A 23,299-nucleotide genomic window follows, 5' to 3' on the forward strand; every position below is an offset into this window, starting at 1 on the left:
GCCGACCCCGGCTTAAATTACGGCTGTATTTTGTCCAAGCGAGCCTTCATTTCGCCATCTGCGGTTGAATGACTGCGTTCTTCGGGGATGGGGGCCGCCAATGGCAGGTTCGAGGATCTGGCGGGTCGGCCTGACGACCATTGGTTGCGCGTTGCTGGGCGCAAGCTCCGCCATGGCGCAGAGCGAGGCGCCGAAGCCAGCGAATAGTCCGCCCACGGCGCCGGCCAAGCCCGGCGACAAGGCCAAGGCCGCCGCGCCGGCCCCGAAGACCCACACCGTCGAAACGGTCACGGTCACGGGCGCCGCGCCGCAGGAGGTCGAGACCTCGATCGACAAGAAGAGCTACACCCTCGGCAAGGACCTGGCCGCGACCTCCGGCTCGATCGCCGATGCGCTGAGGAATCTGCCGTCCGTGGACGTCGACGTGCAGGGCACGCTCAGCATCCGCGGCGATCAGAACGTCACCATCCTGGTGGACGGCAAGCCCTCGGCCTCGTTCAACGGCGGTGGCCGCGCCGACGCCCTGCAGCAACTGCCCGCCGACCAGATCGAGCGGGTGGAGGTGATCACCAACCCGTCGGCGGCGCTGAACCCCGAGGGCTCAGGCGGGGTCATCAACCTGATCACCAAGAAGAGCCGCGGCGCCGGGGTGACCGGCTCGGCCTATGTCACCGCGGCCAGCGCAGGCCTGAAGCGGGCGGGCGCCAACTTCGGCTACAACTCGCCCAAGCTGGCGGTGACGGGATCGCTGGCGGGCAACTACCAGCGCAACAAGCAGCACAATTCCGATTTCCGCGGCGGGCTCGATCCGACCAGCGGCCAGATCCTGACGAACAGCGACATCGGCAGCGGGCGCAATCTCACCCGCGGGCCTTCAGGCCGGCTCTCGGTCACCTACACGCCCGACCCGAAAGACCAGGTCACCGGCTCGGCGAGCTACAACGAGAACCTGGCCCAGGGCCATCCCTTCGACCGCTATGTGGACAACGGCGTCGACGGCAAGCCGGTCAGCATCCTGGACCGCCTGGGCGAGCGTCGTGGGCTTGGCCTCGAGACCAATCTCAACGCGGGCTGGAAACACACCTTCGCCGAGGGCCACGACCTTTCGGTGGACGCGATCTACAACGTCTCCAACTACCGCAACCGCATTCTCTACGCCTCGGTGCAGGAACTGCCGCTCGCCACGGTCCCGCTGGAAGCCACGCGCGACGACGAGGGCGATCACCACTCCGAACTGCGGGTCGGCTACAACCGACCCTTGGCGGGCGGGTCGCTGAAGACCGGCTACGAGCTGAAGCACGACAACAACGACCTGGACCACACCGACCGGGTCGGGCCGACCGACGCGACACTGGTTCCCGTGCCGGGGCTCGCGAACCGCTTCAATCTTCAACAGACGATCAACGCCGCCTACGCCACCTATGAGCATGCGTTCGGCGACCTGAGCCTGCTGGCGGGATTGCGGCTGGAGGAACTGAACCTTCGCCTGGACCAACTGACCTCTGGCCAGCGCACCGGGCAGGACTACGCCAAGGCCTATCCGAGCCTGCATCTGGGCTACAAGCTGGACGACGACCGCAAGCTCACCGCCAGCATCTCGACCCGCGTTCAGCGTCCGCCCGCCTTCCTGCTCAATCCGCTGCTCCAGGTGCTCGACCCGAAGGAGGTGGTGGTCGGCAATCCGGGCCTGAAGCCGGAGGAGACCCAGTCCTACGAACTGGGCTACGAGCAGCGCCACGGGCAGAGCTCGTATACCGCGACGCTTTTCTACCGGAACAAGGTCCATCAGGTGCAGCAGGTGGAACGGGACCTGGGCGACGGGGTGTTCGAGTTCAGCTTCGGCAACATCGGCAGCAGCCATCAGACCGGGATCGAACTGAGCGCCAACGGCAAGGTCACGCCGACGCTCAGCTACACGGCCTCGACCACCGCCTACTGGGCCGAGATCAACTCGGCCAATCTGGTGGCCAACGCCCCGTCGGAGTCGGGCTACGCCGTCGGCGGCCGGGTGAGCCTCAACTGGCAGGCGCGGCCGGACGACCTGCTGCAGTTCAACGCCCAGGCCAACGCCAAGCGCTACGTCGCCCAGGGCGTCCTGGAGCCGACCTACACCATCAACCTGGGCTGGCGGCACAAGGTCAACGACCGGATCAGCGCGACCGTGACGGTGCAGGACCTGCTGGCGGGCAGCAAGTTCGAGCGAAGGCTGAATACGCCCACCCTGTTCGAGCATTTGGACGTCCGCCCGGTGTCCCGCGCGGTCTTCTTCCGGCTCGACTATCGGTTCGGCGGGGCCGGCGGCAAGGCGGCCAAGGAGCCCGGGTTCGAGTACGAGACCGCTCCGGCGCCGGGGCCGGGCTAGGGCGGGGCTCGGTCAGGCGGCCTTGAGGCGGAAGGCCGGACGGCGGGCCCAGGCGAGCAGCGGCTTCTCGAACAGTTCGTGGACCCGCCAGGCCAGGGCGACGGCGGCGGCGGCGGCCGTAAGGACGATGACGTCCGGCGGCAGGCCCGGAACCCGGCAGAGCGCCGCGATCAGCAGGGTCACCACCGGCAGGTGCACGAGATAGAGCGCATAGGACGCGTCGCCGAGCCGGGTCTGCGCGCCTTCCCTGGCCTCGACCTGCAAGGTCCCCCAGACGATCAGCGCCGCCGGAACGCCGAGCGCCAGGACCCGGCGCCAGGCCATCTCGCCGTTCAGGAAGCCGGGCACGTCGAGGACCGACGGATAGACCGTCGGGCCGAGGAACCAGGTGGCCGCAAGGCCGATCGGGATGAGCCAGACGGCGCCGCGCCAACGCGGCGCCCGCGCCAGCCCAACGCCCATGAGGAACTCCAGGACGATCGGATTGCCGACAAAGCGCAGAAGCGGGCTGGACCGCAGGCAGAGCGCCGTGGCGAACAGGGCGAGCAGGACCCAGACCGCCTTGGGCCGCCAGATCACCAGGGCGGCCGCGGCGTAGAACAGGGCCTCGAAGCACAGGGTCCAGGCCACCGGCACGGCCGGCTCGGCCATGCGATCGAGGACCGGCCAGAGCGTCAGGCTGGTGACCGCCTCGCGCCAGCCCACGGCGCCGGCGATCCCGCCCGCGACCAGATAGAAGACGGTCAGCGGAAGGTAGAGCGGCAGGATGCGGCGCGCCCGCCTTGCGGCGAAGGCGCCGGCGGTCAGGCCTCCTGAGGTCAGGGTGATGATCACGCCCGAGAGCACGAAGAACACGTCGACGCCCACCCGCCCGAACAGGGCCGCATCGACCCCCAGCACCCCAAACCGGCCGGTGATGTGAAAGGTCGTGTTGCAGGCGTGGTACAGCAGGACGGCGAAGGCCGCCCAAAACCGCAGCGCCTGCAGCGACCAAATCTTCATCCCAAGACCCTATTCGAGAAACCTAACCACAACCCTGACGGCGGACGGGTTTCGGGAGACGGGATCGTTGCTGAGCCGAACGCAGAGCGGCGCGCGGGAGGGGGCGCCGGCGGGCCTGACGCTGCGCAGCGTCGCGCCGCCGGCGGCCGGGGTGCTGGCGTTTCTGGCCGCGCTTTCGGTCGGCGTGCTGAACGACGGCGACACCCTGTGGCACGTGGCCGCCGGGCGGCTGATGATCGCCCGGCGCGCGGTGATCCACAGCGACCCGTTCTCCTACACCTTCGCCGGCGCGGCCTGGCACACGCACGAATGGCTGGCGCAGATCCTTCTGGGCGGAGCGTTCGGCCTGGGGGGCTGGAGCGCGGTGGTGATCCTGACGGCGGCGGCCGCGGGCCTGACGGCCTGGCTGCTCGCCCGCGACCTCAGCCGATGGGTGACCGGCCTTCCGTGGCTCTGCCTGCTGGCGCTCGGCCTCAGCCTGGGGACGGGCAGCCTGCTGGCGCGGCCGCACATGCTGGCCCTGCCGATTCTCGAGATCTGGACCGCGGAACTGCTGCGCGCCCGGGCCGAGGACCGCGCGCCGCGCTGGGTCGTCCTGCCGCTGATGGCGCTGTGGGCGAACCTGCACGGCGGCTTCATGTTCGGCCTGGCGATGATCGCCCCCTTCGCGCTGGAGGCGCTGCTCGCGGCGCGGTCGGCGGGGGCGCGCCGCGACGTCGTGCTGCGCTGGGGCGCCTTCGGGCTCGCGGCGGCGGCCATGGCGGTCGTCAGCCCCGACGGGATCGGGACCGTACTCTTCCCGATCCAGCTCCTGGGGATGAGGAGCCTCGCCCACATCGGCGAGTGGGCGCCGGCCAGCTTCGCGACCGTCGGGCCGCTGGAGATCGCCCTGATGGCGGGCCTGTTCGTGGCGGTCACCCGGCCGATCCGCCTGCCGGTCCTGCGCGCGATGCTGCTGCTGCTGTTGCTGCACCTCGCCCTGCAGCACGCGCGCTACGAGCAGATGCTGGGCGTGATCGGCGCGCTGATCCTGGCCCGGCCCATGGCGCAGGCGTTCGGCCAGGGCGCGGCCGCGCCGGCGTCGGGCGAGCGGCCGGCCAGGGCTCCGATCCTGACCGCTGGGGCCCTGGCGCTCGCGGTCCTGCTGGCGGCGGGCCGGGTCGCCTGGCCGGTGGTCCTGGGCGACGCAGCCGGCAGGCCGGTCTCGGCGATCGCCGCGGTTCCGGCCGCGACTCTCCGGACCCACGTCCTCAACGACTACAGCTTCGGCGGCTATCTGATCGGCCGCGGCCTGCAGCCGTTCATCGACAGCCGGGCCGACCTCTACGGCGACGCCTACCTGGAGGCCTACGACCGGCTGGTGAGGCCGGACCGCGCGGCGCTGGCCGCCACGCTGGACGCACGCCAGGTCGGCTGGACCCTCTTCAGGGCCGGATCGCCCGTCGTGGAGGCGATGGACGAAATGCCGGGATGGCGACGGCTTTACGCCGACCGCTGGGCCGTGGTCCACGTCCGCCGCTGACCGGCGGCGGGCTCTCGATCCGCCGCGAAAACCCGGCTATCTGACCGGCCATGACCCGGCACATCGACTTCGACGGCATCGAGAACTTCCGCGACTTCGGCGGCTACGACACGTCCTTCGGGCGGCCGGTGAAGCGCGAGCTGCTGTACCGCTCGGCGAACCACGCCTACGCCACCGACGCCGACCTGGCGCGGATGGCCGGCCTGGGGCTGGCGGCGATCGTCGACCTGCGCCGCACCGAGGAGCGCCGGCGCGAGCCCTCCAAGCGCTGGCCGGGGTTCGGCGCGGCGGTGGTGGAGAACGACATCCTGTCCGACCACGGCGACTGGGTGGACATGATGAAGGGCGTCGAGGTCGACGCCGAGTGGTTCCTCGCCGACGGCCTCGGCTACTATCGCAGAGCCCCGTTCGAGCCGCGGCACATCGATCTCTTCACCCGCTACTTCCAAACCCTGGCGCAGGCCGAGGGGGCGATCGTGGTGCATTGCGCGGCGGGCAAGGACCGCACGGGGCTGATCTGCGCGCTCACCCACCACGTCCTGGGCGTCGGCCCGGACGACATCATGGCCGACTATCTGCTGACCAACGACGAGGCGCGGATGGCGCGCAAGATGGCCTTCCTGGGCCCCTGGCTCCGCGACACGGCGGGCAAGATCGTCGACGATGCGGCCCTGCGCGTGGCGGTGTCGGTCAATCCTGCCTATCTGGAGACCGCGTTTGCGGCGATCCGCGAGGCGCACGGCTCCCTCGACGGCTATCTGACGGACGTCCTGGGGGTCGACCCACCGCTGCGCGAGCGGCTCCAAGCCCGCCTGCTCGCCTGAAGATCCAGGGATACCTCATGCAAAGCTTCCAGCCGCCCCGGCGGATCCTGATGGGCCCCGGCCCCTCCGACGTCAGCGCGCGGGTGCTGAGCGCCCTGGCGCGGCCGACCATCGGCCACCTGGACCCGCAGTTCCAGGCGCTGATGGAGGAGATCAAGGGGGCGCTGCAGCGCCTGTTCAACGCGCCGGACCACGCCTGCGTGCCGCTGCCCGCGCCGGGCACCGCCGGCATGGAGGCGGCGATCATGAACCTGCTGGAGCCCGGCGACCGGGCGGTGATCGCGATCAACGGGGCGTTCGGCGGGCGGATGGCCGACATGGCGGGCCGCGCCGGGGCGACGGTGGTCACGGTCGACCACGACTGGGGCCTGCCGGTCGATCCGGCGCGGGTCGAGGCGGCGGTGGCCGAGGCGCCGACCAAGGTCCTGGCCTTCGTCCATGCGGAGACCTCCACCGGCGCGCGCAGCGACGCGGCCAGCCTCTGCGCCGTCGCCCGCAGGCACGGGGCGCTGGCGGTGGTGGACTGCGTGACCTCGCTGGGCGGCATCGTCGTCGACGTGGCTGCCTGGGACGCCGACGTGGTCTATTCGGGGACCCAGAAGTGCCTCTCCGCGCCGCCGGGATTGTCGCCCATCGCGCTCAGCAAGCGGGCGCAGGCGGCCATCTCGGGCCGCAAGGAAAAAGTGCGCAACTGGCTTTTGGATTTCAACCTGCTGATGAGCTACTGGGGCGGCGAGGGCGGCCGGACCTATCACCACACCGCCCCGATCAACGCCCTCTACGGCCTGCACGAGGCCCTGGTGGCGATCTTCGAGGAGGGCCAGCAGGCGGCCATCGTCCGCCACGCGCGGATGCATGAGGCCCTGGTCGCCGGCGTCGAGGCCGCGGGACTCTCCATGCTGGTGGCCGAACCGCACCGCCTGCCGCAGCTCAACACCGTGCGCGTGCCCGACGGGGTCGACGAGGCGGCCGTCCGCGCCCACGTCCTGAAGCATTGGGACCTGGAGATCGGCGCGGGGCTCGGGCCGCTGAAGGGCCAGGTCTGGCGGATCGGGCTGATGGGCGCCTCGGCCACCGCCTGGCACGTGCGCCTGTGCCTGACGGCGCTCTGCGAGGCGCTGAACGCCCAGGGCTTCGCGGCCGACGCCAAGACGGCCCTGGCGGCGGCGGATACGAAGCTGGGTTAGCGCCTCCTCTCCCCCGGCGAAGCCGAGAGGGAGAGGGTCGGGAGAGGGCGGCGCCCTGGGACGCGATCCACCGCCGGCGAGCCAAGGGCCCTTGGCCGTCCGCAGCCGAGACGGAGGAGCCGAGCCGCCCTCTCCCGACCCTCTCCCTCTCGCTGCGCGGGGGAGAGGAGCAGTCGCCTAGCTTCGGTCCCGAAAGTCCGGCAACGTCGTTCCCCGACCGCCTGTCCAAGGGCGGAGCCTGGGAGGGCGTCGCCTTGACCGAGTCCGCACCGCTGGAGGTTCACGGCGTGTCCGCCGTGATCGACGAGCCGATGATCGGCGAGGTGGGCGGGGACGGGAAGCTCAGTCTTGGGGGCGCGGCCTGGTCGATCTTCCAGGGCGGTCGCGATCCCTTCATCATCCTGGTGACGATCTACATCTTCATGCCCTACGTGGCCTCGGTGCTGGTGGGCGACCCGGTGCGCGGCCAGCAGGTGATCTCCAGTTGGGACCAGTACATCGGCTGGATCGTGGTGGTGACGGCGCCGTTTCTGGGCGCGTCCATCGACAAGCTCGGGCCGCGCAAGGGCTGGCTGGGCCTGGCGGTCGGGATGATGGTCCCGCTGATCGCGGCGCTCTGGTGGGCGAAGCCCGGCGGGGCGATCACGCTGGGCGTCCTGATGCTGCTGGTGATCGCGGCGCGGGTGCTGTTCGTCTACACCGAGGTGCTTCACAACTCGCTGCTGGTGCGGGCGGCGGGCCTGGGCGCGGCGCACAAGGCCTCGGGCCTGGCGCTGACGCTGGGCAATTCCTTTTCGGTGGTGGCGCTGGCCTTCACTGCCTGGGCCTTCGCCCTGCCGGGCAAGGTGCATTGGGCCTGGGTTCCCGCCTCGCCGCTGTTCGGCCTTAACCCGGCGACCCACGAGCCGGAGCGGGTGGTGGCCCTGATGTCGGCGGGGCTGCTCGCGGTGGGCTCGATCCCGCTCTTCCTGTTCACCCCGGACGCGCCGCGCACCGGCATCCCCGTGCTGAAGGCCTGGGCGGCGGGGGCCGGCGAACTGGCCGCCATGCTGAAGACCGTGCGGCGCTACCGCGACGCGGTGATCTACCTCGGCGCGCGGATGTTCTTCGTCGACGGCATGAACGGGGTGCTGATCTACGCGGGCGTCTACGCCGTGGGCGTCATGAAGTGGCCGCCGCTGGCGATGCTGGCCTACGGGGTCCTGCTGAGCGTGCTGGCGGCCTTCGGCGGCTTGGTCGCCCGCTGGCTGGACGCCGGCGTCGGGCCGAAGAACGCGCTGAGGATCCAGATCTTCATGACCATCGTCGGTCTCGGCGCCATGCTCGGGATCGCGCCGGACAGGATCCTGTACCTGTGGCCCTACGATCCGGCGGCGCATGCGCCGATGTGGAACGGGCCGGTGTTCCGCCAGCTTCCCGACTGGATCTTCATCCTGATCGGCTTCTCGAACGCGGTGTTCATTTCAGGCCAGTACGCCTCCAGCCGCACCCTGCTGACGCGCCTGACGCCGCCGAGCCAGGCGGGCGCCTTCTTCGGCGTCTTCGCGCTCTCGGGCGTGGCGACGGCGTGGCTGGCGCCCACCCTGGTCAACTGGGGAACCCGGGCGACCCACAGCCAGCAGGGCGGCTTCGCCACCATCATCCTGCTGCTGGCGATCGGGCTGGCGGGCCTGATGTTCGTCAAGGGGGGCGGCCCGGCCGCCCCGCCCAAGCTCTAGGGAAGCAGGGTCACCGAGGGTGAGGTGCGGGGCCTCAGGTAGAAGGTGTCGCTGTAGTTGATGGGATTGGGCAGGTTCAACTTCAGGGGCGAGGTGAAGGCGTACTGCACGTCGGCCATGATGACGCTGTCGCCAGCCGCCAGCAGGGTGGGCGGAAAGCCGGCGACGGTCGCGCCGGTCGTGAGCGCGCCCAGGCCGCTGCCCTGGCTCCAGCTCACCTTGGGCACGCCGTTGACATCGGCGGTGACGCTGGTGATCCGCAGTTTCAGCGTCGTGGTGCTGAACGGGCTCATGATGGCGTTGGCGACGGTGAAGACGTCGCTGACCTGAGCGACCGTGATCTGGTTGGTCTGGGCCACCAGGTCGGCCACCACCGAGGCGGCGTGGGCCGCTCGGCGCTCGGCCATCATGGCCAGGGTGAACTCCGCCAGCCCGGTGTAGAGCAGGATCATCATGGGCGCGATGAGCGCGAACTCCACGGCGGCCAGGCCGCGCTGGTCGGATCGCAGGCGTCTCAGCATGAGGCGCCTATGGGCGGGTTGCTGTTGTAGGGCTCGTTGCGGAACGCCGTGGTGGAGGTGATCAGCCGCTCGCCCGAGCCGCCGCCCATGTTCTCCAGGGCGTTGTTCAGGAGCGGCGTGAACAGGTTCCAGACGAAGTAGGTGCGCACCAGCACGATGTCGGTCGGCTGGCCGGCGGCGAAGCAGGTGGGCGTGGTCCCCGGAACGAAGGTCGTCGGATTGATGGGTGGCGTGGTGGCCAGGCCGGAGAAGCTCGAGAAGGTGCGCACATCGACCCATAGGCCGGAGGCGCAACTGCCACTCAGCCATGTCATGCCCCCGCAGACCAGGTTCTTGAAGTCGGTCTTGGTGTTGGCGGCGCTGATCTGGAAATTGCCGGTGCGGATCTGACGCGAGGCGGCCTCGGTCGCGATGTCCAGGGTGGTCGAGACCAGGAAGACCAGGGCCAGTTCGAGCGCGCCGAAGGTCAGGAGCAGTATCGGCGCGGCGACCAGACCGAATTCGACAGCGGTGACGCCGCGCTCGGCGCGAGCGAACCGCGCCGCGAAACGGCCAGGCCGGAAGGGTGGGCGGCTACGCACGAGTCTCTCTCAAGTGTCGGAGCCAGGATAGCGCCCCGTGGCTAACCGAGATTTAACGCCGCGCAATAAGCAAGAGCTACGGCCAAGCTGCTTTCAGCATATTGCGTGGTTAATCAAATTTAAGGATTAAACTCAATTTACCAAAGAAAATTAGATTGAATACTATTCCATTTACTACCGATTAAGCGAGACCTGCGAACTTGGAGTGGCATTAGGGCGAGCAGGCAAACCGCTTGAAGCCCGCCAACGACTGCTCGCTTAAAAGGAGATGACCATGTCCAAGCTTGTCACCCGCTTCCTGAAGGACGAATCCGGCGCCACCGCCATTGAATATGGCCTGATCGCCGCCCTCATCGCCGTCGCCATCGTGACGGCGCTGACCGCGCTCGGCGGGCAGCTCAGCACGACGTTCACCGGGATCACCACGAAGCTGAACGCCGCGTCCTAATCGGACATTTTGAGCCTGCAAGCGATTGGTCGCTTAGCAAAGGAGGTAGCGTGTCTAAATTTGTAAATTGCTTCCTGAAAGACGAGTCCGGCGCGACCGCGATCGAATACGGTCTGATCGCCGCGCTGATTGCGGTCGCCATCGTCACGGCGCTGACCGCGCTCGGCGGCCAGCTCAGCTCGACCTTCGACTCTATCAAGACGACGATCGGCAACGCCGGCGCCGCCTAGGCGTCGCACGACGCGAACCCAAGAAACCCCCCGACGGGCGACCGTCGGGGGGTTTTGCGTTCCGCGGCGTCCCGACGCCGCGATGAAACCCTCCGTTCATCGCCGTGCGCCATGCTGGCGACTTTAGGGGAGCGCGCGATGATCCACCTGTTCCAGACCCTGGCCCTGCTGGTCTTCCCCGTCATCGTGATCGCCGCGGGCCTGCGCGACGCGACCAGCTACACCATCCCCAACTGGATGCCGGCCGCGCTGGTCGTGGGCTTTGCGGTCGCCGTCGTGGCCCTGGGCCTTCCGTGGCGGCTGGTCGCGGTGGATGTGGCGGTCGGCGTCGTGGCCCTGTTCGCCGGCATGGCGATGTTCGCCCTGCGCTGGATCGGCGGCGGCGACGCCAAGCTGTTCGCGGCCGCGGGCCTGTGGCTGGGCCTCACCGGCGCGCCTACGTTCCTGCTGGTCACGGGCGTCGCCGGCGGCGGGCTGGCCCTGTGCCTGCTCGGCCTGCGCTCGGCGACCGTGCGGCCGCTGATCGGCGCGGGCCCGGCCTGGTTCCTGCGCCTGGCCGAGCGGGGCGAGGGCGTGCCCTATGGCGTCGCCATCGCCTTGGGCGCCCTGATGGCCTTCCCGCTCTCGGCGCTGGGCGCGCATCTCTGAAGCCGCCGCCTCTCCCTCTCGGCTTCGCCGGGGGAGAGGCGAAGGGCGGCAGCACCTTCCGTTGGAAGGCTATCGCAAAGTCGCCTAGGAAAAGGACGGCTTCCTCGTCCTTCCGAAAGGCGTGCTCCACATGTCCGACGTGATCCTCGACGCCGCCGACGGCTCCACGATCCCGGTGCAGGCGATGACCGAGGCCGAGACCGGGCCGGCGCTGGAGTCCATTCCGGCCGGGGCCAAGGCGTTCGCGGCGATCTCCGACTTCAAGGGCAAGGCCGGGCAGTTGCTGCTGGTCCCCGGCGCCGACGGGGCGCTGGCCCATGTGCTGTTCGGCCTGGGCGCCGGGGGCGACCCCATGGCCTTCCGAACGCTCGCGGGCAAGCTGCCGGCCGGAACCTACCGCATCGCGCGGGTTCCGAACGGGATGTCGATCGACCAGATCGCCCTGGCCTTCGCGCTCGGGAGCTACCGGTTCGACCGCTACAAGGCCCATGGGGGCGAGCGCGCCAGGCTGGTCGCCGAGGGCGCCGACGCGGGCGAAGTCCGCCAGGTGGCGCACGCCTGCGCGCTCGCCCGCGACATGGTCAACACGCCCGCCAACGACATGGGCCCCCTGCAGATCGAGACCATCGCCCGCGAGATCGCCGAGCTGCATGGCGCGACCATCGCCGTGGTCGCCGGCGACGCCCTGCTGGAGGCCAACTATCCGGCGGTCCACGCGGTCGGGCGCGCCGCCGATCCGGCGCGCAGCCCGCGGATGATCGAGATCGCCTGGGAGGGCGCCGGTAAGGACAGGCCGCTGGTCTGCCTGGTGGGCAAGGGCGTGGTGTTCGACACCGGCGGCCTGGACATCAAGCCCTCGGCCGGCATGCGGCAGATGAAGAAGGACATGGGCGGGGCGGCCCACGCCCTGGCGCTGGGGCGGATGATCATGGCCGCCAAGCTGCCGGTGCGGCTGGCGGTGCTGACGCCGGTGGTGGAGAACGCCATCTCCGGCGACGCCATGCGGCCGGGGGACGTGCTGGCCTCGCGCAAGGGGCTCTCCATCGAGGTCGGCAACACCGACGCCGAGGGCCGGCTGATCCTGGCCGACGCGCTCACCCGGGCAGGCGAGCTGGAGCCGGCGCTGACCATCGACCTGGCGACGCTTACGGGCGCGGCGCGGGTGGCGCTCGGGCCGCAACTGCCGCCCTACTACACCGACGACGAGGAGCTCGCCGGCCAGATCGAGGCCGCGGCCCGGGCGGCCTCGGACCCCGTGTGGCGGATGCCCCTGTGGAAGCCTTACGCCGAGGCCCTCGACAGCGACGTCGCCGAGATCAAGAACGACCCGGACCCCTGGGCCCAGGCGGGCTCGGTGACCGCGGCCCTGTTCCTGCAGCGGTTCGCGCCTGCGGGGCCCTGGGCGCACTTCGACATCTTCGCCTGGAACCCGCGCAGTCGGCCGGGCCACCCGGCGGGCGCCGAGGCCCAGGCGATCCGCGGCCTCTACCGGATGATCCGGGATCGGTTCGCGTGATGGACGCCTCGCCGTCCTGGGACCCGCGGACGACCCCCTTGCGCGACGGCATCGCCAGCCGGGCGCTGGAGGGCCTGGCGCGCGCCGAGGTCTATCTGGACGCCAAGGCCATGAGCTGCGCGGTCCCCGCCGCCGGCGTCCATCGCGCGCCCGATCTGGCGTCGGAGCAGATGGACCAGATCCTGTTCGGCGAGGCCTTCGAGGCCATCGAGGAGGAGGGCGGCTTCTTCTGGGGCCAGGCGCGGCGCGACGGCTATGTGGGGTTCGTGGCGGCCTCGGCGCTCAGTTCGCCGGCGCCGGAGCCGACCCACCGGGTGAGCGCGGTGCGCACCTACGCCTTCGCCGAGCCGAGCATCAAGTCGCGGGCCATGGGCCCCTATTCGATGAACGCCCTGGTGGCGGTGGAGGCGCAGGAAGGCCGGCTGGCCAAGGCCGCGGGGGGCGGCTGGATGGCGGCCGGGCACCTGACGCCGATCGGGACCTTCGAGACCGACGTGGCGGGCGTCGCCGAACGCTTCCTGGGCGCGCCCTACCTGTGGGGCGGGCGCGAGAGCCTGGGCCTGGACTGTTCGGGGCTGGTGCAGGCGGCGCTGTTCGCCTGCGGGCTCGCCTGTCCGCGGGACGCCGACCAGCAGGCCGCGCTGGGCCGCGAGATCGGGCGCGACGCGTTCGGGCGCGGCGACCTGGTGTTCTGGAAGGGCCATGTGGGCATCGGCCTCGACCCACCAGACGTCAAGGGCGGGCGCATCGTCCACGCCAACGGCTTCCACATGGCCGTGGCCATCGAGCCCCTGGAGACGGCGATCGCGCGGATAGACGCCTCGGGCGTGGGCCCGCCGACGACGTTCAGGCGGCTGGCATAGCATCCGCTCATCCCCGCTTTCGCGGGGATGAGCGGAAGGGGGCTACTTGGTCGGCGGGGTCTTGGCGTCGGCCGCCGGAGCCGCAGCCGCCGGAGCCGCCGGCTTGTCACCGGGTTTCGCGGGGGCGGCCGCGCCCGCCGCCGGAGCCGCGCCCGGCGCAGCGGGAGCCGCGGCCGGAGCCGCCGCGGCGGGGTTCGGCGCGGGGATCGGCAGGGTCGAGCCCTGGCCGTGCAGATAGGCGATGACGTTGATCCGGTCCTGCGGCTGCTTCAGGCCGACGAAGGTCATCTTGGTGCCGTTCACATAGGCCTGCGGGCCCTTGATGAACTCGTAGATGTGCTCGTAGTCCCAGATCGGCTGCTTGGCGGCGAAGGCCTTCATGCCGTCGGAATAGGCGAAGCCCGCGTGGCTGGCGGGCGCGCGGCCGACCACGCCCCAGAGGTTGGGGCCGGTGCCGTTGGGGCCGCCGTTGTCGGCGTTGTGGCAGGACTTGCACTTCTCGAACACGGCCGCGCCGGCCGCCGGGTCGGCGGTCTTCAGCACCGTGCCCCAATCGGGCGGAACCTCGGGCGCGGCTGCGCCCCCGGCGGCCTCTTCCTGGACCGCGACCTGGAAGCCCGGCTTGGCGACCTTCTCGTCGCTGAACACCCCGCCCGAGAGCTGCACGAGGCCGGCGATGACGAAGGCCGTGGCGAGCACAGCGCCGGCGTACTTGTTGAAGGTCAGGTCGCTCATCGTCCCGAAATCGGCCCTCTTTGCGTACCGGCGAACAAGCCGGCGCAAGCGCGGGAATCCCGCCCCTTGTTGCGTCCGGCTCTCTTACACGCTACCGGCGCTCGCGCAACCGCCCAAGCAAGGCTGCGAGCATCCTCGTGAACCCCATCGTCCTGATCCCCGCGCGCATGGCCGCGACGCGCCTGCCCGGCAAGCCGCTGGCGGACATCGACGGCATACCGATGATCGTCCGCGTGCTGAGGCAGGCTGAGGCCGCGGACGTCGGTCCCGTCGCCGTCGCGGCGGGCGATTCGGAGATCGTCGACGCGGTCACGGCGGCCGGCGGCCGCGCGGTGCTGACCGACCCGGACCTGCCGTCAGGGTCGGACCGGATCGTGGCCGCCCTGGCTGAGCTGGACCCCGGGCGGCGCCACGACGTGGTCATCAACCTGCAGGGCGACATCCCGTTCGTGAGGCCCGAGGCGGTGGCGGTCGTGGCGCGCCTGCTGGCTGCGGAGCCGTCGTGCGATCTTTCCACGGTGATGGTCGCCGAGGCCGATCCGTCCGAGCGGACCAACCCGGACATCCCCAAGGTCGTGGCCGCCCTGCAGGCCGATGGGCGGACGGCTCGGGCGCTCTATTTCACCCGCTCGGTGCTCTATGGGGACGGGCCGGTCTGGCTGCACCACGGCATCTACGGCTTCCGCCGCGGGGCGCTGGAACGGTTCTGCGCCGCGCCGCCCTCGCCGCTGGAGATGCGCGAGCGGCTGGAGCAACTGCGGGCGCTGGAACTGGGCATGTCGATCTGGGCGGCGGTGATCGACGAGGCGCCGATCAGCGTCGACAACCCCGCCGACCTGGAGCGGGCGCGGGCCCACGCCCGAAACCTGAAGAATGGGACGTTGGCATGAGCAAGGACCGCATCGCCTTCCAGGGGGAGCTCGGCGCCAACAGCCACGAGGCCTGCATGGCGGCCTATCCGGCCATGGAGCCCGTGCCGCACGCCACCTTCGAAGAGGCGTTCGAGGCGGTGAAGACCGGTGACTGCCAGCTCGGCATGATCCCGGTGGAGAACTCGATCGCCGGGCGCGTGGCCGACGTCCACCACCTGCTGCCGTCGTCGGGCCTGAAGATCATCGGCGAGCGGTTCAAGCCGATCCATTTCCAGCTCATGGCCAATCCGGGGACGAAGCTGGAGGACCTCAAGACGGTGGTCTCCATGCCGTTCGCCTGGGGCCAGTGCCGCCGCGTGCTGCGGTCCCTGGGCGTCACCATGCAGGCCGCCGGTGACACCGCCGCCTCGGCCCGGATCGTCTCCGAGCGCCCCGATCCGACGATGGGCGCGGTGGCGCCGGCGCTGGCCGCCAAGATCTATGGCCTGAACATCCTGGCCGGCGACATCGAGGACGAGCACCACAACACCACCCGCTTCCTGGTGATGACGGCGCAGAAGGACCCGCCGCCGCCGCCGTTCACGGCGCCCTGCATCACCAGCTTCGTGTTCCGGGTGCGGAACCTGCCGGCGGCGCTCTACAAGGCCATGGGCGGGTTCGCCACCAACGGCGTGAACATCTCCAAGCTGGAGAGCTACATGGAGAACGGCGCCTGGACGGCGACCTTCTTCTACGCCGAGGCCGACGGCCGACCCGAGGACCGGGGCCTGGCGCTGGCCTTCGAGGAACTGAGCTTCTTCGCCGAGAAGTTCGAGATCCTGGGGGTCTATCCCGCGGATCCGTTCCGGACGCGGGGGTGACCGACGCGCTCATCCCTCCCCTAAAGAGGAGGGATGATGTCTAGCCTTCTTCCGCCCAGGCCTTGATGAGCTGGTGGGCGATGGCGAGTTTGCCGGGGGCGGCGACGCCGTCGAGCTTGCCCGCGATCAGGTCGCGGGCCTCGGCGCGCGTGAACCAGCGGACTTCGGAGAGCTCGGTCTGGTCGGGGGTTCCCTCGTCGTCCTCGACCTCGGCGATCAGGCCGATCATCAGGGAGGAGGGATAGGGCCAGGGCTGGGTCGAGTGGTAGCGGACGTTGCGGGCGCGCAGGCCCGCCTCCTCGTTGAGCTCGCGGGCGCAGGCCTCCTCGATGCTCTCGCCCGGCTCCAGGAAGCCGGCCAGGGCCGAGAACATGCCCGGCGGCCAGCGCTCCTGGCGGCCCAGCATGCAGCGGTCCCCGTGGTAGGGCAGCATGATCACCACCGGGTCGGTGCGCGGGAAGTGCTCGGTCTCGCAGGACGGGCACTTGCGCTTCCAGCCGCCGTCCTGGACCTCGCTGCGCTGGCCGCAGACGGCGCAGTGCGGGTGGCGGCGGCGCCACTCGAACATCTGCTTGGCGGTGGCCACGATGCCGGCCTCGGTGGCGGGAAGCCGCAGCGCGACGCCGCGCAGGTCCTCGAACTTGCCGAAGCCCGAGAGCGGCCCGCCGTCGGCCGGGTTGGCGGCGTCCTCCAGGTCGACGGCGAAGACGGCGGTGTCCTTCCACAGGCCCATGAACAGCAGCCGTTCGGCGCCGCCGGCGAGTTCGCCCGCCAGCTTGGCCGGCAGGTAGGCGATCTGCATTCCGCCGTCCTTGGCCGGCTCCACGAAGGGCTGGCCGTTCCACATGGCCAGGCCCAGGGAGTCCGGCGAGGCCAGTTGCTCGGCGATCCACTCGGGCTTGCTTCGCCGGTCGCTGGCGCGGTCGAGCGGGTTGCCGGCGAAGGTGTTGAGGAAGCTGTCGAGGGCCATGCGGTCCTTCTAGGGCGGGGCCGGCGCGGCGCCTACCTCCCCCGCGCGGAAGGAGCTCAGCGCGCCGCCGGCTTGGCGTGGGCGTCCTGGTAGCGGGCGCCTTGGAGCATTCCGGCCAGGGAATAGTTCCCCTCATGGCAGGCGTATTCGTAGATCGGCCCCTGGCTCGCCCGGAACGGCATCTCACCGCGCCAGGGCTCGGTGTAGGACGCCGGGTCCTCGACGGTGAAGGCGTAGCGGATCTCGGTGGGTGAGACGCGGGTGAAACGCTCGGTCACCCGGGCGTCGGGGCCGATGTAGTAGATCGGCGCCCGGAACGTCTCGCCGGGGCGGATGCCCACGGTCTCGACGACCAGGGTGTCCTTCTCCCAGTGGCCGACGGAATCGCCGCCCCAGAGCCGGTGCGGCACATGCGGCCCGCCCAGGCGGACGATGCGCACCTCGTTGTCGATCTCCGAGACGATCACCACCGCCTCGCGGGTCTGGACGATCTGGTAGTTGGCCGCATAGGGCGGGTTCTGCATGGGCGGCGAGGCGGCCGAGAAGCTGGGCGTCAGGCAACGCTCGCTGGCGTTGCGGACCTCCGGACCGTCGAAATTGGTGAAGGCCTCGGCCCGCCAGGCCTCCAGCCGCTTGCGGCCCTCGGCGGTGTAGGGGATGCGCCCGTCCGCCGTGCTGACGATCCAGGAGGTGCGCATCTGCCCGTCGATCACCGCCAGGTGGGACGGCTCCCACAACTCCGACTCGCGGCTGCCCAACGGATCGGCGGGCAGGATGTGGTCGTAGACGATGCGCTCGATGGCGGCGATGTCGTCGCCCTTGGAGACCTTGGCCGGCACGCCGGGCGGACGCTCCAGGCGGGTGAGGGCGAAGTTGCTCCACAGCCCCTGCAGGTTGGGCGCGCCCCAGGGGGTGCGCGGCGCCCGGTAGCCGGCGGCCCGGGCCGAGGCGGCGAGGCCGAGGCCGACCAGGACCGCGAGGGCGCAGGCGCGCCAGGGACCAAGGGATTGCATCATGCCCCGCTCCTGATCGCCGCGAAGGAGATCGGCGTTCTTCGACCCATAAAGCCATCCGCCGTCGAGCTTGGCTACAGGACTTCGGATGACGACGACTGGTCAAACGGCCGCGCATCCCCCACATCGCAAGGGCCGGCGCCGCCCGGCGCCCTCGCCCACGCCTCAACGGAGCCGCGACCCATGTCCGAAGCCGAAGCCTACGTCCCGCCCAAGGTCTGGACCTGGAACAAGGAGAACGGGGGCCGCTTCGCCAGCATCAACCGCCCGATCGCCGGGCCGACGCACGAGAAGGACCTGCCGGTCGGCCGCCACCCGCTGCAGCTCTATTCGCTGGGCACGCCCAACGGGGTGAAGGTGACGGTGATGCTGGAGGAGCTGCTGGCGCGGGGCCATGCGGGCGCCGAGTACGACGCCTGGCTGATCAACATCGGCGCCGGCGACCAGTTCGGCTCCGGCTTCGTGGAGGTGAACCCCAACTCCAAGATCCCCGCCCTGATGGACCGCAGCGGGCCCAAGCCGATCCGGGTGTTCGAAAGCGGCGCCATCCTGATCCACCTGGCGGAGAAGTTCGGCGAGTTCCTGCCCACCGAGCCCGCGGCTCGGGCCGAGACCCTGTCGTGGCTGATGTGGCTGATGGGCTCCGCGCCCTTCCTGGGCGGCGGCTTCGGCCACTTCTACGCCTATGCCCCGTTCAAGATCGAATACGCCATCGACCGCTACGCCATGGAGGTGAAGCGCCAGCTCGACGTGCTCGACCGCCGGCTGGCGGAGAGCGAGTACCTGGGCGGCGCGGAGTACACCATCGCCGACATCGCCACCTGGCCCTGGTACGGGGCGGTGGCCAAGGGCGTGGTCTACGGCGCCGGCGAGTTCCTGGGCGTGGACGAGTACAAGCACGTCCAGCGCTGGACCGACCAGATCGCCGAGCGCCCGGCGGTGAAGCGCGGCCGCATGGTCAACCGCACCTTCGGCGAGCCCTCCAGCCAACTGCGCGAACGCCACGACGCCGGCGACTTCGAGACCCGGACGCAGGACAAGCTGGAGCCGGAAAAGGCCGGGGCGTAGGCCCGTTTTCAAAGCCGCTCATCCCGGCGAGAATATATAGGCTATTGAATTTATTTACTATTATATGAGGTTTGACCCCTAGGCGGGGCTGTAGCCGGTCGTGCACAGCGCGAGCGAGACGGCGGCGAATCCGCTGCTCAGGATCAGCAGGGCCACGGCCCAGGGTGAGGCCGGCGATTTTCGCGGGGTCTGGGTTTTCGACATGGCCGGCGCTCCTGCGGCTGAGGGTCGGCCGCCAGATTTGAATCCGCGCTTTGAACGGCGGGTGAACGGGTTCGTCAGGGTGCTTGCGGCGGCCTTAACCACCCGCGCGCCGGGGCAGCGATGGACCGTGGCCCGCGGCGGCGGGCAGGCCTAGAATGCCGCCAAAACAGGGAGGCGATACGATGAGGCGTTTGCGCGGGGCCGTGCTGGCCCTGGCCGTGTGCATGGGAGCGGCCGTCGCCGGCGGCGTCCTGGCCCAGCCCCCGAAGTTCGACATCCGCGCGCCCACCGACCCGTCGCGCGGCGACGCGCTCAACAACCCGGAGTTCAAGGGGCCGCAGGTCCTGAAGTTCATCGGCGTGAAGCCCGGCGACCGCGTGGCCGACGTGTTCAGCGGCCGCTTCACCACCGCGCTCGCCGCCGCCGTCGGGCCGAAGGGCCGCGTCTATGCGGTCGTTCCGGAGGAGGCGATCAAGATCCATCCCGAACTGCGCGGCATGGTCGAGGCCCGCGCCAAGGACCCGGCCTACGCCAATGTGGAGATCACCACGCCGGAGATCGACGCCATGGTCCTGCCGCCGCGGCTGGACGCGGTGTTCATCCGCCAGAACTACCACGACCTGCACGTGGGCTTCATGGGCCCGGCGGACGTGCCGGCCTTCAACCGCAAGGTCTTCGCGGCCCTGAAGCCGGGCGGCGTCTATGTGGTGCTGGACCACGCCGCGACGCCCGGCGCGGGCCTGGCGGTCGCCAACCGGCTGCACCGCATCGACCCGGCCGACGTGAAGGCCGAGGTGACGGCCGCGGGTTTCGTCCTCGACGCCGAGAGCCCGATCCTCGCCAACCCCGCCGACGCCCACGACCGCATGGTCCTGGAGCCCGTCATCCTGGGCAAGACCGACCAGTTCCTGTTCCGGTTCCGGAAACCGAAGTAGCCGCAGCCGGCGCTTGCCCAGCCGTCGCGGGCAGGCGATGTTATGATACAGGGAGTCTCATTGAAGCTCCGACCCTAGGGAGACCTGACGCCATGCGACGCGCCCTCATCCTCGCGCTGGGAACAGCGCTCACCACCGTCGGCCTGGCGCTGGCCGTCCACGCCGCGCCCGCCAAGGGCCCGCCCCCCGCAGCCGATCCCACCGTCTCGCCGCCGGGCTGGTCGCCGCCCAGGAACGCCATGGGCCAGCCGGACCTCTCCGGCTACTGGTCCAACGCGACCATGACGCCGCTGACCCGCAACGCGAAGCTGACGGACAAGCTGGTGATCCCCGCGGCCCAGGCCGCCTCGCTGGAGAAGGTCTTCGCCGAGGCGCTCGCCGCGGCCGACGCGCCTACGGATCAAAAGAAGGGGCCGGGCGCCGTCACCGACCCCAATTCGCCCGAGGCGCAGCTCGTCAAGATCCGGCCCGACTTCGCCGCGGCCGGCGGCGACGTGGGCGGCTACAACACCTTCTGGATCGATCCGGGCAACCACATGATGGAGGTGAACGGCGAGTACCGCTCCTCGATCCTGACGACGCCGAACGGCATGCCGCCCGCCCGCAAGGCCGGCGCCCCTCCCGGCCGCGGCTTCCCGCGGGACATCTACGACAGCTATGAGAACCGCTCGCTGGGCGAGCGCTGCATCATGGGCTTCGGCGCCAACGCCGGGCCGCCGATGCTCGCCAACGGCTATTACAACAACAATTACAACATCGTGCAGTCGCCTGACGCGGTGGTGATCCAGGTGGAGCTGATCCACGACACGCGGATCATCCGGCTGAAGGGCGGCCACCGCACCGACGGGGTGCGCCAGTGGATGGGCGACTCCATCGGCCACTTCGAGGGCGCCACCCTGGTGGTGGAGACGACGAACATCCCGCAGGGCCAGGCCTTCATGGGGTCGTGGAAGAACCTCAAGGTCACCGAGTGGTTCACCCGCGTCTCGCCCACCCGGATCAACTACCGCTTCCAGGTCGAGGACCCCGACACCTGGGACAAGCCCTGGGGCGGCGAGTACGATTTCTCCCCGCTGCACGGCATCGTCTACGAATACGCCTGCCACGAGGGCAACTACGCCCTGCCGGCGATCCTGGCGGGGGCGAGGCGGCAGGAACAGGATGGGGCCAAGGGCGGGCCGAAGCCCGGGGCGGAGTAGCGCCAGGCTCAAATTCATCCGCTCATCCCCGCGCAAGCGGGGACCCAGGTGTTTTTGTTGCTGAGCGGGGAATGCCTGGGGCCGCCCGATTGGCCCAAACACGGAAAAAGCCTGGGTCCCCGCTTGCGCGGGGATGAGCGGTGTTGGGGGAGCCTTGACCGTTCCGCGTCAACCCCTTGCCACCCCGCCCCCCATCCGCCATATCCCCGCGCGGAGATCGGCGGCGGGCGGACGCTTCGCCAACCTGGTCAGGGCCGGAAGGCAGCAGCCACAACGAATTCCGTTCCGGGTCGCCGTTCGGTCTCCACCTTTCCCCAAAACCAGTGTCGTCGCCTATCGCGGAGCCGCGCCATCCCGTAAAATGGGCTCGGCCGCTGAGGTGGCGGAGCCGGGGAACGTGCGATGAGGGGCGTTTTGGCGTGCGGGGTGGTCGCGCTGGCGGCGCTGGCCGGGGCCTTGCCTGCGGCGGCGGCTCAGGGCGCGGCCGGACTCTCGGGGACCTGGCGGCTGGTCGAGACGCGGCAGGTGATGGCGGACGGGACGGTGCGGCCGGACCCGGACCTCGGGCCAAGGCCCACCGGCTACATGATGTACGACGCCTCGGCCGGGCGGGTCTGTACGCTGTTCAACGACACCACGCGGCCCAGGTGGGCCGGGGCGCGGCCGAGCGAGGCCGAGCTGCGGACGCTGTTCGACCAGACGGTGGTCTACTGCGGCCGCTACCGGGTGGACGAAGGCCGGCAGGTGATCCTCTTCGACATTGAGACCACCATGTCGCCGAACAACGCCGGGACCACACGCGAACGCCGCTTCGATCTCTCGGGCGACCGCCTGACGCTTTACCCGAGGCCGCTGCCGGCGGGGGTGACGGACTGGTCGATCCGGCTGGAGCGGGTGCGGCGCTGAACTTGGGCGCGGCGCTGACGAGCATGGGGAAGGGATAAAGCGGGTGCGCCCCACTTTCGCATGGCGCGGGGGTCGGGCGATCTCTTACATGTAGGGCATGGCCGACGAAGATTCCACGCTGCCCAAAGATGGGGACGACGGCCCGCCCTGGGCGGCCGATGCGCCGCCCGAGCGTGACCCGAACGCCGTGGACATGTTCGGCGACGCGCCGGCGCCGACGATGAGCGGGGACGACAGCTCGGCCGCCTATACGGTCATCGCGCGCAAGTACCGGCCGAAGACCTTCGACGACCTCTATGGCCAGGAGGCCATGGTGCGGACGCTGAAGAACGCCTTCGCCTCGGGGCGGATCGCGCACGCCTTCATGCTGACCGGGGTGCGCGGGGTGGGCAAGACCACCACGGCGCGCCTGCTGGCCCGGGCGCTGAACTACGAGAGCGCCACGGTGCATGAGCCGACGCTGGACCTGACGGTGGAGGGCATCCACTGCGCCTCGATCATCGAAGGGCGCAACATGGACGTCCTGGAGCTGGACGCCGCCTCGCGGACCAAGGTCGACGAGATGCGCGAGCTGCTGGACGGAGTGCGCTATGCGCCGGTCTCGTCGCGCTACAAGGTCTACATCATCGACGAAGTGCACATGCTCTCGACCCAGTCGTTCAACGCCCTGTTGAAGACGCTGGAGGAGCCGCCGCCGCACGCCAAGTTCATCTTCGCCACCACCGAGATCCGCAAGGTGCCGGTGACCATCCTGTCGCGCTGCCAGCGCTTCGACCTGCGCCGGGTCGAGCCGGAGGTGATCGCCGCCAACCTGGAGAAGATCGCCGAGGCCGAGGGCATGCGCATCGAGACCGACGCGCTGGCGCTGATCGCCCGCGCCGCCGAAGGCTCGGTGCGCGACGCCCAGTCGCTGCTCGACCAGGCGCTGGTGCAGGCCGACGCCGGCGCGTTGGTCACCGCGGCACTGGTGCGCGACATGCTGGGCCTGGCCGACCGCATCCAGACCATCGAGCTGTTCGAAAAGTGCGTGCGCGGCGAGGCGGGGCCGGCGATCGAGGCGTTCCGCACGCTCTACGGCTTCGGCGCCGACCCGGCGACGGTGGCGGCCGACCTGC

At 70.2% G+C, this 23,299-nt stretch carries 24 protein-coding genes and 1 other RNA gene; 18 read left to right on the top strand and 7 right to left on the bottom strand.

From position 1 onward, the window contains the following. The first annotated feature begins 172 nt into the window (after nucleotides 1-172). The gene (locus VNW53_RS09125; protein ID WP_325555188.1) at nucleotides 173-2,362 is read left to right on the top strand and encodes an outer membrane beta-barrel family protein; all 2,190 of its coding nucleotides are present in this window, start codon (nucleotides 173-175) and stop codon (nucleotides 2,360-2,362) included. Nucleotides 2,363-2,374: 12 nt separating this feature from the next. Here the strand turns inward: VNW53_RS09125 and VNW53_RS09130 are convergent, their stop codons facing one another. Then, entirely contained in the window at nucleotides 2,375-3,364 is a 990-nt protein-coding gene (locus tag VNW53_RS09130) for an acyltransferase (protein WP_325555189.1), read from the bottom strand. Between the two features lie 67 nt (nucleotides 3,365-3,431). Between VNW53_RS09130 and VNW53_RS09135 the strand changes: the two genes are divergently transcribed. The 4 genes from VNW53_RS09135 (at nucleotide 3,432) to VNW53_RS09150 (ending at nucleotide 8,615) form a co-directional block, all read left to right on the top strand. After that, nucleotides 3,432-4,886, top strand: coding sequence for a hypothetical protein (locus VNW53_RS09135; protein WP_325555191.1), 1,455 nt, complete (start codon nucleotides 3,432-3,434; stop codon nucleotides 4,884-4,886). Nucleotides 4,887-4,936: 50 nt separating this feature from the next. Beyond that, nucleotides 4,937-5,710, top strand: a complete 774-nt coding sequence (locus tag VNW53_RS09140; protein WP_325555192.1) for a tyrosine-protein phosphatase — start codon at nucleotides 4,937-4,939, stop codon at nucleotides 5,708-5,710. Between the two features lie 17 nt (nucleotides 5,711-5,727). Further along, complete coding sequence (locus VNW53_RS09145) at nucleotides 5,728-6,897, top strand: alanine--glyoxylate aminotransferase family protein (protein ID WP_325555194.1); 1,170 nt, start codon at nucleotides 5,728-5,730, stop codon at nucleotides 6,895-6,897. Nucleotides 6,898-7,151: 254 nt separating this feature from the next. Beyond that, nucleotides 7,152-8,615 carry an MFS transporter gene (locus tag VNW53_RS09150; protein WP_325555195.1) on the top strand — a complete coding sequence of 488 codons (1,464 nt, stop codon included), beginning with the start codon at nucleotides 7,152-7,154 and terminating at the stop codon, nucleotides 8,613-8,615. Here VNW53_RS09150 and VNW53_RS09155 read toward each other — a convergent pair. Together VNW53_RS09155 and VNW53_RS09160 are read right to left on the bottom strand one after the other, a co-directional pair. Beyond that, entirely contained in the window at nucleotides 8,612-9,136 is a 525-nt protein-coding gene (locus VNW53_RS09155; RefSeq protein ID WP_325555196.1) for a TadE/TadG family type IV pilus assembly protein, read from the bottom strand. The two genes, VNW53_RS09150 and VNW53_RS09155, sit on opposite strands and share 4 nt — an antisense overlap. Next, entirely contained in the window at nucleotides 9,130-9,717 is a 588-nt protein-coding gene (locus tag VNW53_RS09160) for a TadE/TadG family type IV pilus assembly protein (protein WP_325555198.1), read from the bottom strand. The genes VNW53_RS09155 and VNW53_RS09160 overlap by 7 nt, the downstream gene beginning before the upstream one ends. Before the next feature lie 274 nt (nucleotides 9,718-9,991). Between VNW53_RS09160 and VNW53_RS09165 the strand changes: the two genes are divergently transcribed. The 5 genes from VNW53_RS09165 (at nucleotide 9,992) to VNW53_RS09185 (ending at nucleotide 13,422) form a co-directional block, all read left to right on the top strand. Next, on the top strand, nucleotides 9,992-10,165 hold the full coding sequence (locus VNW53_RS09165; protein ID WP_325555200.1) for a Flp family type IVb pilin: 174 nt from the start codon (nucleotides 9,992-9,994) through the stop codon (nucleotides 10,163-10,165). 50 nt (nucleotides 10,166-10,215) lie between these two features. Further along, on the top strand, nucleotides 10,216-10,395 hold the full coding sequence (locus VNW53_RS09170) for a Flp family type IVb pilin (RefSeq protein ID WP_325555202.1): 180 nt from the start codon (nucleotides 10,216-10,218) through the stop codon (nucleotides 10,393-10,395). Between the two features lie 138 nt (nucleotides 10,396-10,533). Then, nucleotides 10,534-11,043, top strand: coding sequence for an A24 family peptidase (locus tag VNW53_RS09175; protein WP_325555203.1), 510 nt, complete (start codon nucleotides 10,534-10,536; stop codon nucleotides 11,041-11,043). Between the two features lie 130 nt (nucleotides 11,044-11,173). Continuing rightward, on the top strand, nucleotides 11,174-12,559 hold the full coding sequence (locus VNW53_RS09180) for a M17 family metallopeptidase (protein ID WP_325555205.1): 1,386 nt from the start codon (nucleotides 11,174-11,176) through the stop codon (nucleotides 12,557-12,559). Then, the gene (locus VNW53_RS09185) at nucleotides 12,559-13,422 is read left to right on the top strand and encodes an NlpC/P60 family protein (RefSeq protein WP_325555207.1); all 864 of its coding nucleotides are present in this window, start codon (nucleotides 12,559-12,561) and stop codon (nucleotides 13,420-13,422) included. Before VNW53_RS09180 ends, VNW53_RS09185 begins: the two co-directional genes overlap by 1 nt. A 42-nt stretch (nucleotides 13,423-13,464) precedes the next feature. On the opposite strand, the gene VNW53_RS09190 is transcribed toward VNW53_RS09185, so the two are convergent. Beyond that, entirely contained in the window at nucleotides 13,465-14,157 is a 693-nt protein-coding gene (locus VNW53_RS09190) for a cytochrome c family protein (RefSeq protein WP_325555209.1), read from the bottom strand. Nucleotides 14,158-14,294: 137 nt separating this feature from the next. Here VNW53_RS09190 and VNW53_RS09195 point away from each other — a divergent pair, with 137 nt between their 5' ends. Together VNW53_RS09195 and VNW53_RS09200 are read left to right on the top strand one after the other, a co-directional pair. Continuing rightward, nucleotides 14,295-15,047, top strand: a complete 753-nt coding sequence (locus VNW53_RS09195) for a 3-deoxy-manno-octulosonate cytidylyltransferase (RefSeq protein WP_325555210.1) — start codon at nucleotides 14,295-14,297, stop codon at nucleotides 15,045-15,047. Continuing rightward, nucleotides 15,044-15,889 carry a prephenate dehydratase gene (locus VNW53_RS09200; protein ID WP_325555211.1) on the top strand — a complete coding sequence of 282 codons (846 nt, stop codon included), beginning with the start codon at nucleotides 15,044-15,046 and terminating at the stop codon, nucleotides 15,887-15,889. The genes VNW53_RS09195 and VNW53_RS09200 overlap by 4 nt, the downstream gene beginning before the upstream one ends. A gap of 40 nt (nucleotides 15,890-15,929) precedes the next feature. On the opposite strand, the gene nudC is transcribed toward VNW53_RS09200, so the two are convergent. Together nudC and VNW53_RS09210 are read right to left on the bottom strand one after the other, a co-directional pair. Continuing rightward, nucleotides 15,930-16,859, bottom strand: coding sequence for an NAD(+) diphosphatase (gene nudC / locus VNW53_RS09205; RefSeq protein WP_325555212.1), 930 nt, complete (start codon nucleotides 16,857-16,859; stop codon nucleotides 15,930-15,932). A gap of 56 nt (nucleotides 16,860-16,915) precedes the next feature. Continuing rightward, entirely contained in the window at nucleotides 16,916-17,875 is a 960-nt protein-coding gene (locus VNW53_RS09210; protein WP_325555213.1) for a hypothetical protein, read from the bottom strand. A 180-nt stretch (nucleotides 17,876-18,055) separates the two neighbouring features. Here VNW53_RS09210 and yghU point away from each other — a divergent pair, with 180 nt between their 5' ends. Then, on the top strand, nucleotides 18,056-18,940 hold the full coding sequence (gene yghU, locus VNW53_RS09215; protein ID WP_325555215.1) for a glutathione-dependent disulfide-bond oxidoreductase: 885 nt from the start codon (nucleotides 18,056-18,058) through the stop codon (nucleotides 18,938-18,940). Between the two features lie 78 nt (nucleotides 18,941-19,018). Here the strand turns inward: yghU and VNW53_RS09220 are convergent, their stop codons facing one another. Then, entirely contained in the window at nucleotides 19,019-19,144 is a 126-nt protein-coding gene (locus VNW53_RS09220; protein ID WP_325555217.1) for a hypothetical protein, read from the bottom strand. 182 nt (nucleotides 19,145-19,326) lie between these two features. Here VNW53_RS09220 and VNW53_RS09225 point away from each other — a divergent pair, with 182 nt between their 5' ends. The 5 genes from VNW53_RS09225 to dnaX all read left to right on the top strand — a co-directional run. After that, nucleotides 19,327-20,079 carry a methyltransferase gene (locus VNW53_RS09225; protein ID WP_325555219.1) on the top strand — a complete coding sequence of 251 codons (753 nt, stop codon included), beginning with the start codon at nucleotides 19,327-19,329 and terminating at the stop codon, nucleotides 20,077-20,079. Nucleotides 20,080-20,171: 92 nt separating this feature from the next. Beyond that, nucleotides 20,172-21,278: a hypothetical protein gene (locus VNW53_RS09230; RefSeq protein ID WP_325555220.1), complete on the top strand. Its 1,107-nt coding sequence runs from the start codon at nucleotides 20,172-20,174 to the stop codon at nucleotides 21,276-21,278. A 211-nt stretch (nucleotides 21,279-21,489) separates the two neighbouring features. After that, an RNA gene (gene ffs, locus VNW53_RS09235) (signal recognition particle sRNA small type) lies at nucleotides 21,490-21,588 on the top strand. Nucleotides 21,589-21,680: 92 nt separating this feature from the next. Continuing rightward, nucleotides 21,681-22,184, top strand: a complete 504-nt coding sequence (locus VNW53_RS09240) for a lipocalin-like domain-containing protein (RefSeq protein WP_325555222.1) — start codon at nucleotides 21,681-21,683, stop codon at nucleotides 22,182-22,184. Between the two features lie 97 nt (nucleotides 22,185-22,281). Beyond that, nucleotides 22,282-23,299 (top strand): DNA polymerase III subunit gamma/tau (gene dnaX, locus VNW53_RS09245; RefSeq protein ID WP_325555224.1); only part of this gene is annotated, 1,018 nt, incomplete at its 3' end.

This window comes from Phenylobacterium sp. (assembly GCF_035569475.1).
Classification (GTDB): Bacteria; Pseudomonadota; Alphaproteobacteria; order Caulobacterales; family Caulobacteraceae; genus Phenylobacterium.